General features: G+C 70.2%; 11 protein-coding genes and 1 pseudogene. All 12 read left to right on the top strand.

What is annotated here, in order from left to right; genetic code table 11:
- The first annotated feature begins 99 nt into the window (after positions 1-99).
- Positions 100-1,431 (top strand): CpaF family protein, encoded by a 1,332-nt coding sequence (locus FV222_RS10080; protein WP_147814108.1) that lies wholly within the window; start codon positions 100-102, stop codon positions 1,429-1,431.
- A 71-nt stretch (positions 1,432-1,502) separates the two neighbouring features.
- Positions 1,503-2,402, top strand: coding sequence for a type II secretion system F family protein (locus FV222_RS10075; protein WP_147753632.1), 900 nt, complete (start codon positions 1,503-1,505; stop codon positions 2,400-2,402).
- Between the two features lie 61 nt (positions 2,403-2,463).
- Complete coding sequence (locus tag FV222_RS10070) at positions 2,464-3,426, top strand: type II secretion system F family protein (protein ID WP_147764455.1); 963 nt, start codon at positions 2,464-2,466, stop codon at positions 3,424-3,426.
- A gap of 205 nt (positions 3,427-3,631) precedes the next feature.
- Complete coding sequence (rplU, locus tag FV222_RS10065; protein ID WP_147764454.1) at positions 3,632-3,958, top strand: 50S ribosomal protein L21; 327 nt, start codon at positions 3,632-3,634, stop codon at positions 3,956-3,958.
- Between the two features lie 63 nt (positions 3,959-4,021).
- The gene (rpmA, locus tag FV222_RS10060; RefSeq protein ID WP_147726605.1) at positions 4,022-4,288 is read left to right on the top strand and encodes a 50S ribosomal protein L27; all 267 of its coding nucleotides are present in this window, start codon (positions 4,022-4,024) and stop codon (positions 4,286-4,288) included.
- Positions 4,289-4,485: 197 nt separating this feature from the next.
- A complete protein-coding gene (locus FV222_RS10055) occupies positions 4,486-5,085 on the top strand; it encodes a GNAT family N-acetyltransferase (protein ID WP_147814106.1) in 600 nt (199 codons plus the stop codon).
- Between the two features lie 144 nt (positions 5,086-5,229).
- Positions 5,230-6,258, top strand: a complete 1,029-nt coding sequence (gene obgE, locus FV222_RS10050; protein ID WP_147764452.1) for a GTPase ObgE — start codon at positions 5,230-5,232, stop codon at positions 6,256-6,258.
- 61 nt (positions 6,259-6,319) lie between these two features.
- Positions 6,320-6,628 carry a type II toxin-antitoxin system VapB family antitoxin gene (locus FV222_RS10045; RefSeq protein ID WP_187277290.1) on the top strand — a complete coding sequence of 103 codons (309 nt, stop codon included), beginning with the start codon at positions 6,320-6,322 and terminating at the stop codon, positions 6,626-6,628.
- Between the two features lie 9 nt (positions 6,629-6,637).
- Positions 6,638-7,042 (top strand): type II toxin-antitoxin system VapC family toxin, encoded by a 405-nt coding sequence (locus FV222_RS10040; protein WP_147753622.1) that lies wholly within the window; start codon positions 6,638-6,640, stop codon positions 7,040-7,042.
- Positions 7,039-8,154: a glutamate 5-kinase gene (gene proB, locus FV222_RS10035; RefSeq protein ID WP_147764450.1), complete on the top strand. Its 1,116-nt coding sequence runs from the start codon at positions 7,039-7,041 to the stop codon at positions 8,152-8,154. The genes FV222_RS10040 and proB overlap by 4 nt, the downstream gene beginning before the upstream one ends.
- 147 nt (positions 8,155-8,301) lie before the next feature.
- The gene (locus FV222_RS10030) at positions 8,302-9,600 is read left to right on the top strand and encodes a glutamate-5-semialdehyde dehydrogenase (protein ID WP_147764449.1); all 1,299 of its coding nucleotides are present in this window, start codon (positions 8,302-8,304) and stop codon (positions 9,598-9,600) included.
- Between the two features lie 87 nt (positions 9,601-9,687).
- A pseudogene (locus tag FV222_RS10025) lies at positions 9,688-9,869 on the top strand (nicotinic acid mononucleotide adenylyltransferase); the annotation flags it as partial.

The following is a 9,869-nucleotide window of genomic DNA, read 5'->3' as shown; positions in this document are numbered from 1 at the left end:
ATGCGCTTGGCGGCCACGTTCTCCTGCACCAGCACGGGTGCGGTCGTCGCGCGCGCGACCGCACCCGTGCTGGTGCAGGAGAACGTGGCCGCCAAGCGCATGGATGCGTCGGCGCCGGTCGCCGCGCAGGACAACCCGCGCTCTGAAGACTACTACCGCACCAAGAGCATGATCTTCGGCGCGCTGATCGAGGCGATCGACCTCGCCCAGCTCTCGCGCCTGGAGCCCGAGTCGGCGCGCGAGGAGATCCGCGACATCGTCTCGGAGATCATCGGCCTCAAGAACATCGTGCTGTCGATCGCCGAGCAGGAAGAACTGCTCGACGACATCTGCAACGACGTGCTCGGCTACGGCCCGCTCGAGCCGCTGCTCGCCCGCGACGACATCGCCGACATCATGATCAACGGCGCCAACCGCGCCTTCATCGAAGTGAGCGGCAAGATCCAGCTCACCAACGTGCGCTTCCGCGATAACCAGCAGCTGATGAACATCTGCCAGCGCATCGTCAGCCAGGTCGGGCGCCGGGTCGACGACGCCTCGCCGATCTGCGACGCGCGCCTGCCGGACGGCTCGCGCGTCAACGTCATCGCGCCGCCGCTGGCCATCGACGGCCCGGCCCTCACGATCCGAAAGTTCAAGAAGGACAAGCTCACCCTCGACCAGCTCGTGCGCTTCGGCGCGATCTCGCCGGAGGGGGCCGAGATCCTGAAGATCATCGGCCGCTCGCGCTGCAACATCGTCATCTCCGGCGGCACCGGCTCGGGCAAGACGACCCTGCTCAACTGCATCACCGCCTTCATCGAGAACGACGAGCGGATCATCACCTGCGAGGACGCGGCCGAATTGCAGCTGCAGCAACCGCACGTGGTGCGCCTGGAGACGCGCCCGCCCAACATGGAGGGCCAGGGCCAGGTCACCATGCGCGACCTCGTCAAGAACTGCCTGCGCATGCGGCCCGAACGGATCATCGTCGGCGAGGTGCGCGGACCCGAGGCCTTTGACCTTCTCCAGGCGATGAACACCGGCCACGACGGCTCGATGGGAACGCTCCACGCCAACTCGCCGCGCGAGTGCCTGTCGCGCATCGAGTCGATGATCTCGATGGGCGGCTTCACCCTGCCCTCGAAGACGCTGCGCGAGATGATCTGCGGATCGATCGACGTCGTGGTGCAGGCCACCCGCCTGCGCGACGGCTCGCGCCGCATCACCCACATCACCGAAGTGCTCGGGATGGAGGGCGACGTCATCACCACGCAGGACATCTTCCTGTTCGACATCCTCGGCGAGGACGCCAACGGCAAGCTGATCGGGCGCCATCGCTCCACCGGCGTCGGCCGGCCGAAGTTCTGGGAGCGCGCCCGCTACTACGGCCTGGAGCGCCAGCTCGGCGAGGCGCTCGATGCCGCCGCGGCGGCGGGGGGCGCCCCGTGAACGGCGGGAACCTGCAACTCGCCGTCGGGCTCGTCTTCGTGACCGCGCTGGCGCTCGGCTACGTCTTCCTGATGCCGCTGATGATGGGCGAGCGGCGCGCGGCCCAGCGGCTCCGGACCATCAGCGCGTCGGCGACCGGCAGCGCGATCCGCGGCGTGAGCGTGAACCGGCGCGAGCAGGTCGCCAAGACGCTGGGCGAGATCGAGGCCAAGGCCAAGGGCGCCGCGAAGGTGACCCTCGAGCTGAAGATCGCGCGGGCCGGCCTGGCGTGGTCGCAGCGGACCTACTGGATGATGTCCGCCGGGCTCGCGGTGTTGGTCGGGCTGCTGGTGCTCGTGGTGAGCGCGAACCCGGTCGCCGGCCTGGGCGGGGCCTTCGTCGGCGGCCTCGGCGTGCCGGCGTTCCTGCTGCGCCACCTGCGCAAGCGCCGCATCGCGAAGTTCCTGAGGGAGCTGCCCAACGCCGTCGACGTGGTGGTGCGCGGCATCCGCACCGGCATCCCGGTGGGCGATTGCTTCCGCATGGTCTCCCGCGAGGCCGAGGAGCCGGTGCGCTCGGAGTTCCGGGTGATCATCGAGACCCAGACGCTGGGCCTGTCCCTCGGCGAGGCGGTCTCGCGGCTCTACGAGCGGGTGCCGGTGCAGGAGGTGAACTTCTTCTCGGTCGTGATCAACATCCAGCAGCAGTCGGGCGGCAACCTCTCCGAGGCGCTTTCCAACCTGTCGCGGGTGCTGCGCGAGCGCCGGAAGATGGCCGGCAAGATCCAGGCGATGAGCATGGAGGCCAAGTCCTCGGCCGGCATCATCGCCGCGCTGCCCTTTGTCGTCGCCGGCATCACCTCGCTGACAAGCCCCGACTACATCTCGCTTCTCTGGACCACCGACATCGGCAAGCTCGCCCTGCTGGGCTCGGCGATCTGGATGGGCCTCGGCATCCTGACCATCAAGAAGATGATCGCGTTCGACTTCTGAACGCCCGCGGGCTCCGCTCGCCCCCCCCCCTCCGGACGCCCTTTCGGGAAGCCCCGTCGCCATGATCGACCTCATCGCCCAGAAGGTCTTCGACCCACGCAACGTGGCCATCGCGCTGACCGCGATCGCGGCGGCGGCCACCGCCTTCGCCGTGGCGCAGCCCTTCCTCGAGAGCGACAACCTCGGCAAGCGGATGAAGCTCGTCAGCGACGAGCGCGAGGTCATCCGCCGGCGGGAGCGCGAGCGGCTCAACACCAAGGCGACGCTGCGGATCGAGCCCAAGGCCTACATGAAGCAGATCGTCGAGCGGTTCGACCTGCGCCGTTGGCTCGGCACCGACACGGCCAAGCGCAAGCTCTTGATGGCCGGCTATCGCGGCCAGCAATCCGAGACGACGTTCCTGTTCTTCCGCCTCGTCATGCCGGTCGCGGCGACCCTGGGATCGATCTTCTACCTGTTCGTGCTGGAAGCCCTCGACCAGCCCTACCTGATGCGGATCGGCATCGTCATCGCCTGCGCCTACGGGGGCATCAAGGCTCCGGAATTGTACCTCGTCAACACGTCGAACAAGCGCAAGGCCGAGATCAAGCGGGCCTGGCCCGACGCCCTCGACCTGACGCTGATCTGCGTCGAATCGGGCATGGCGATCGAGCACGCCTTCCGGAAGGTCAGCACCGAGATCGCCGCCACATCGGTGGTGCTGGCCGAGGAACTGGCCCTGATGACGGCCGAGATGTCCTTCCTGCCGGACCGCCGGCAGGCCTACGAGAACCTCGCGATGCGCGTCGGCCTTGAGCCGGTGAAGGCGGTCGTCACGGCCCTGATCCAGGCGGAGCGCTACGGCACCCCGGTCGGCCAGGCGCTCCGCATCCTGGCGCAGGAGAGCCGCGACCAGCGCATGACCGACGCCGAGAAGAAGGCCGCCTCGCTGCCGCCGAAGCTCACCGTGCCGATGATCCTGTTCTTCCTGCCGGTGCTGTTCGTGGTGATCATCACCCCGGCGATCATCCAGGCGATCCGCTGAGGCGGAGCGTCCGCCCGACGCGGGAAACGCCGGCGAATCCTTGACACGGCAGGTGCCGATCCCCTATCCATCGGGCACAACGCGCGGCTTCCTCGCAGAAGACCGTGCGTTTCGCGTTGCGGCAGCCCCCGGGCAGATCGCGACGAACGCATAAGAAGTCGGTCCAGGGCGCGTCCCGGAGGCCGTTCGAACCACGAGAGAGACGATGTTCGCAGTCATCAAGACGGGCGGCAAGCAGTATCGCGTTGCCGAGAACGACACCATCACCATCGCCAGCCTCGAAGGCGAGGAAGGCTCCGCCGTGACCTTCGGCGAGGTCCTCCTGTTCGCCGACGGCGACGCGACCCAGGTCGGCGCGCCGCTCCTGTCGGGCTTCAGCGTCACCGGCGAGATCGTCTCCCACGGCCGCGACAAGAAGGTCATCGCCTTCAAGAAGCGCCGCCGTCAGAACTCGCGGCGCAAGCGCGGCCACCGCCAGCACCACACGGTCGTGCGCATCACCGGCCTCACTGCCGGTTCGAAGAGCGCGTAAGGGCCGCCGAGGCCCCCACGCGATCCGCACGTCCCGATCCCACGTCATTCGAAAGACTGAACCATGGCACACAAGAAAGCAGGCGGCTCTTCCCGCAACGGCCGCGATTCGGCCGGCCAGCGCCTCGGCGTGAAGAAGTTCGGCTCGGAGGCCGTCATCCCGGGCAACATCATCGTGCGCCAGCGCGGCACCAAGTGGCACCCCGGCACCAACGTCGGCATGGGCAAGGATCACACCCTGTTCGCCCTGACCGAGGGCCGCGTGGAGTTCCAGACCAAGCGCGGCCGCGCCTTCGTGGCGGTGGTACCGCTGGCGCAGGCGGCAGAGTAGACGGCGGGCGCCTCGTACAGGCGAAGCAGGCCCCGCCGGTGTCCCACACCGAACCGGCGGACCTGTTTCTCGCATCCTGGCCACGAGGCCCGGAGTCGAACGGAACACGCGGGGGAGGATGGGGCGCCATCCTCCCTTTCGTCGTCTCAGCGCAACGGTTCTCCGCTACGGAGGATCGCGGCGGAGGAGCCCGAACGATGTTCCCCGATCTGACCCGCGACGACGTCTTCCGCATCGAGACCCGCAGCCTGTGGCTGCGCTGGCCGCGCGCCAAGGACGTGGATGCGATCGTGCGGCTCGCCGGCGAGCGGGCGGTGGCCGAGATGACGGCGCGGATCCGCCACCCGATCGACCGGGCGGAGACCGAGGCCTTCGTGATCGAGGCGCGGCGCTACAACGCCCTCGGCGACGGGCTCGCGATGGCGGTCTCGCTCCGCTCCGCTCCGGCCGGCCTCGTCGGCTTCGTCGGAATCCGGTCCGATGCCGCGGTGGACGGCGCGCGCCTCGGCTACTGGCTCGGCCGGCCCCATTGGGGCCGCGGGCTCGCCACCGAGGCCTCGGTGGCCATGGCGCACGCCTACTTCGCCTATGCCGGCGGCACGGCGCTGACCGCCGAGGCGCGCGTCGAGAACCCGGCTTCGCGCCGGGTGCTGGAGAAGGTCGGGTTCGTCCGCACGGGCACGGCGACGGAGTATTTCCCGGTCCGCGGCTGCGAGATGACCTCCGACTGCTTCCGGCTCGACCGCGCCGCGTGGTCGGCCCGGGCCGACCGGGTCGCCTGCGACCGGGCCGCCTGACGGCATCTCGGTGCGACACGATAGGGTTCGAGGCGGGGTTCGCACGGCGTGCGACCCCGGCCGCGGACGGACAGGGCCGCACCGGAGCGGCGTGAACGGACGAAGCGGGCCGCCACCCGCCTCGATCAAGAGACGAGCGACACCGTGAAATTCCTCGACGAAGCCAAGGTCTATGTCCGTTCCGGCGACGGAGGCGCGGGGTGCGTCGCGTTCCGGCGCGAGAAGTTCATCGAGTTCGGCGGCCCCAACGGCGGCGACGGCGGGCGCGGCGGCGACGTCTGGGTCGAGTGCGTCGAGGGCCTGAACACCTTGATCGACTACCGCTACCAGCAGCACTTCAAGGCGCGGAAGGGCGAGCACGGCATGGGCTCGAACCGCCACGGCGCCAACGGCGCCGACGTGGTGCTGAAGGTGCCGGCCGGCACCCAGATCCTGGCGGTCGACGGCGAGCACCTGATCGCCGACATGACCGAGGTCGGCCAGCGGGTCCGGCTCGCCAAGGGCGGCAACGGCGGCTTCGGCAACGCCTACTTCACCACCTCGACCAACCGCGCCCCGAAGCATGCCAACCCGGGGCTGGAGGGCACCGAGCAGTGGATCTGGCTGCGCCTCAAGCTCATTGCCGACGCCGGGCTCGTCGGGCTGCCGAACGCCGGCAAGTCCACCTTCCTCGCCACCGTGACCTCGGCCAAGCCGAAGATCGCGGACTACCCCTTCACCACCCTGCATCCGGGCCTCGGCGTGGTGCGCTCGGACGCCCGCGAGTTCGTGCTCGCCGACATCCCCGGCCTGATCGAGGGCGCCCACGAGGGCGTCGGGCTCGGCGACAAGTTCCTGGCCCACGTCGAGCGCTGCCGCGTGCTGCTGCACCTCGTCGACGCCACCTGCGAGCATGCCGGCAAGGCCTACAAGACGATCCGGCGCGAGCTCGAGGCCTACGGCGAGGACCTCGCCGGCAAGCCGGAGATCGTGGCGCTTTCCAAAGCCGACGCGATCGACGCGGACACCCTCAAGGAGCAGGTCGCCCGCCTGAAGCGCGCCGCCAAGCGCAAGCCGCTGGTCCTGTCCTCGGCCTCGGGCCAGGGCGTGCCGGAGGCCCTGCGCGCGCTCCAGGGCGAGATGGACGCGGCCGCCGAGGCGGAGCGCGTCCCCGAGCCGGCCTGGCAGCCGTGATGACGGTCGGCCCGACCTCGACTATGGTCTCGCGCTGGACGGTGTCCTCGTGGAGCGGACGGTGATCGAAGCTCTGATCGTGGAGCGAGACGAGGCGCTCGGACTTGCCAAGGTGTTGGGCGAGCGCACAGGCACGTCGGTCGAAGACGCGGTGGTCTCCGCGCTTCGCGCGTCGCTTCGCGAAACCCTGCCGGCCGAAGGCCTGTCGCCTCAGCCTCCGCGCGTTCCAACCTTGAAAGATTTGACGCCGGAGCGCCGCCGCCGGTACGAGTCGTTACGGGGCTTCGTCCGTGAGATCGCAGATCACAAGGTGCCGGGGGCGACCTCGGACCATAGCGATCTGTACGATGATCACGGCCTTCCGATCTGAGGCGCCCCGTTGATCGCGATTGATACGTCGGCGATCGTGGCCATCCTGATACGGGAACCGGAAGCGGATGCTTTCCTCCGCTTGATCCTCGGCGAGCATGTCATCGTCGGAACGCCGACGCTCATCGAGACGTGCATGGTTCTGGAGCAGAAACTGCCCGGCCAGGCGCGCAGAGCGGTCGATCGGTTTCTCGACGACAGCTTGATCAACATCGTGGCCTTCGATGCGGCGATGTTCGAGGCCGGCGCCGACGCTTTCCTGCGTTCCGGGAAGGGCCGCGGCCATCCGGCCCAGCTGAATTTCCGCGACTGCTTCACCTACGCCGTCGCCAGGACGTATGCGGTGCCGCTCCTGTTCAACGGCGACGACTTCGTCCACACCGACCTCATCCCCGCATTCGTCCCGGCGTCATGACCCCCTCCCTCGATCAATTCCGCCGCGTCGTCATCAAGGTCGGCTCGGCCCTGCTGGTGGACCGCGCCCGCGGGCGGCTGCGGCATGCGTGGCTCGCGGCGCTTGCCGAGGACATCGCCGACCTGCATGCCCGCGGCGTCGACGTGTTGGTGGTGTCCTCGGGCAGCATCGCGCTCGGGCGCACCGTGCTCGGCTTCGCTCCCGGCGCCCTGCGCCTGGAGGAGAGCCAGGGCGCGGCCTCGGTCGGGCAGATCGCCCTGGCGCGGCACTGGGCCGAGGCGCTCGGGCACCACGGCATCGTCGCCGGGCAGATCCTGGTGACGCCGCAGGACACCGAGGAGCGCCGCCGCTATCTCAACGCCCGGGCGACCGTGCTCAAGCTCTTGGAGATGCGGGCGGTTCCTGTCGTCAACGAGAACGACACCGTGGCGACCTCCGAGATCCGCTACGGCGACAACGACCGGCTCGCGGCCCGCGTCGCCACGATGATCGGCGCCGACGTGCTGGTGCTGTTCTCCGACATCGACGGGCTCTACACCGCGCCTCCGAGCGCCGACCCGGACGCGCGCCACCTGGCCGTGGTCGAGCGGATCACCCCCGAGATCGAGGCGATGGCCGGCGGGCCCGCCTCGGAGCTGTCGCGCGGCGGCATGCGGACCAAGGTCGAGGCCGCCAAGATCGCGGTGTCGGGCGGGACCCACATGATCATCGCCGACGGCCGCGAGAAGAACCCGCTGCGCAGCGTGGTCGCGGGCGGCCGCTGCACCTGGTTCTTGTCCGGCTCCACCCCCACCGCGGCGCGGAAGACCTGGATCGCCGGGTCGCTCGAGCCGCGCGGCACCCTGGTGATCGACGACGGCGCGGCGCGGGCGCTCGAAGGCGGGGCGAGCCTGCTGCCGGTGGGCGTCTGCGGCGTCGAGGGAAGCTTCGGCCGGGGCGACGCGGTGCTGATCCGCGACCGTGCCGGCCGGGTGCTGGGCCGCGGCCTCGTCGGCTACGACAGCACGGAGGCGGCGCTGATCCTCGGCCGCCCGAGCGCGCAGATCGCCGACCTCCTCACCTATCCGGGACGCGCGTGGATGGTGCATCGCGACGACCTGGCGATGTTCTAGGCTCGCTCCTGCGTCGTCCGAGATCGGGTGACCGTTTCGAAACGTTCCGATCTTCGCGCCAGCGCTTGTTTCGTCGTCCCCGAGGATGCAGATAATCCGCAGCTTCGTAGGCGGCTCGCTTCGGGCTGCCGAACTGGGGTTGTACCGGTGCCAGTCCTGAACATGCGATCCGACTTCGCGTCGGCCGACGACCTCGCCGAGACCATGAACGGGATCGGCCGGCGCGCCCGCGCCGCCGGCCGCAAGCTCGCGCTGGCCTCGGCCGAGACCAAGGACGTGGCCCTGCGGGCCATCGCCGAGCGCCTGCGCGCCGACCGCGTCGTCATCCTGCGCGAGAACGCCCGCGACGTCGCCGCCGCGAAGGCGGCCGGGCAGAGCCAGGCACTGATCGACCGCCTCACCCTCGACGCGGGCCGCCTCGCCGCGATCGCCGACGCGGTCGAGAAGATCGGCGCGCTGGCCGACCCCGTCGGGCGCCAGGTCGCCGCCTTCGAGCGTCCGAACGGGCTGCTGATCGAGCGCATCGCCGTGCCGCTCGGCGTCGTCGGCGTGATCTTCGAGAGCCGCCCCAACGTCACCGCCGACGCAGGGGCGCTCTGCCTCAAGGCCGGCAACGCCGCGATCCTGCGGGCCGGCTCGGACAGCCACCGCAGCGCCATGGCCATCGCCGAGTCGATGCGCGCCGGGCTCGACGCCACCGGCCTGCCCGCGGACGCGATCCAGATCGTGCCGACGAAGGACCGCGCCGCGGTCGGCGCCATGCTCGCCGGCCTCGCCGGCTGCATCGACGTGATCGTGCCCCGTGGTGGGCGCGGCCTGGTCGAGCGGGTCCACGCCGAGGCGCGGGTTCCGGTCTTCGCCCACCTCGACGGCATCTGCCACGTCTACGTGGCGGCCGCGGCCGACCTCGACATGGCGCGGACCATCCTGCTCAACAGCAAGATGCGCCGCACCGGCGTCTGCGGCGCCACCGAGACCCTGCTGGTCGACCGCGCCTGCGCCGGCACCCACCTCGCCCTCCTCGTCGCCGCCTTGCTGGAGGCCGGCTGCGCAGTGCGCGGCGACGCCGCCGTGCAGGCGGTCGACGGCCGCGTCACCGCGGCGACCGAAGCCGACTGGCGCACCGAATACCTCGACGCGATCATCTCGGTCCGGGTGGTCGACGGGCTCGAGGCGGCGATCGAGCACATCGAGACCTACGGCTCGCACCACACCGACGCGATCGTCACCGAGGACGGCGACGAGGCCGTGCGCTTCCTGGCCGAGGTCGATTCGGCGATCGTCGTGCACAACGCCTCGACCCAGTTCGCCGACGGCGGCGAGTTCGGGTTCGGTGCCGAGATCGGCATCGCCACCGGCCGCATGCACGCCCGCGGCCCGGTCGGCGTGGAGCAGCTCACCACCTTCAAGTACCGGGTCCACGGCAGCGGCCAGACGCGCCCGTGAGCCGTTTCGCGCCCGCGCGTTCCGGAGCGATAGCGATCCCGATCCTTGGCCCCGCGTGAGGGCGCGTTGCCGCCGTCCGCGCCGGGGATGCGGATCGGCCTCTACGGCGGCTCGTTCAACCCGGCCCATGCCGGCCACCTGCATGTCGGCACCATGGCCCTGCGGCGCCTTCGCCTCGATCGGCTGTGGTGGCTCGTCACCCCCGGCAACCCTCTGAAGCGCGGGCGGCCGATCGCGCCGCTGGCCGAGCGCTGCGCGCAGGCTGCCGC

The sequence above is a fragment of the Methylobacterium sp. WL103 genome, from assembly GCF_008039885.1.
Taxonomy (GTDB): domain Bacteria; phylum Pseudomonadota; class Alphaproteobacteria; order Rhizobiales; family Beijerinckiaceae; genus Methylobacterium; species Methylobacterium cerastii.
This window is presented reverse-complemented; position numbering and strand designations above follow the sequence as displayed.

Coding starts and splice junctions, on each gene's coding strand:
- FV222_RS10080 (WP_147814108.1), top strand. CDS start 100: ATGGATGCGTCGGCGCCGGTCGCCGCGCAGGACAACCCGCGCTCTGAA.
- FV222_RS10075 (WP_147753632.1), top strand. CDS start 1,503: ATGCCGCTGATGATGGGCGAGCGGCGCGCGGCCCAGCGGCTCCGGACC.
- FV222_RS10070 (WP_147764455.1), top strand. CDS start 2,464: ATGATCGACCTCATCGCCCAGAAGGTCTTCGACCCACGCAACGTGGCC.
- rplU (WP_147764454.1), top strand. CDS start 3,632: ATGTTCGCAGTCATCAAGACGGGCGGCAAGCAGTATCGCGTTGCCGAG.
- rpmA (WP_147726605.1), top strand. CDS start 4,022: ATGGCACACAAGAAAGCAGGCGGCTCTTCCCGCAACGGCCGCGATTCG.
- FV222_RS10055 (WP_147814106.1), top strand. CDS start 4,486: ATGTTCCCCGATCTGACCCGCGACGACGTCTTCCGCATCGAGACCCGC.
- proB (WP_147764450.1), top strand. CDS start 7,039: ATGACCCCCTCCCTCGATCAATTCCGCCGCGTCGTCATCAAGGTCGGC.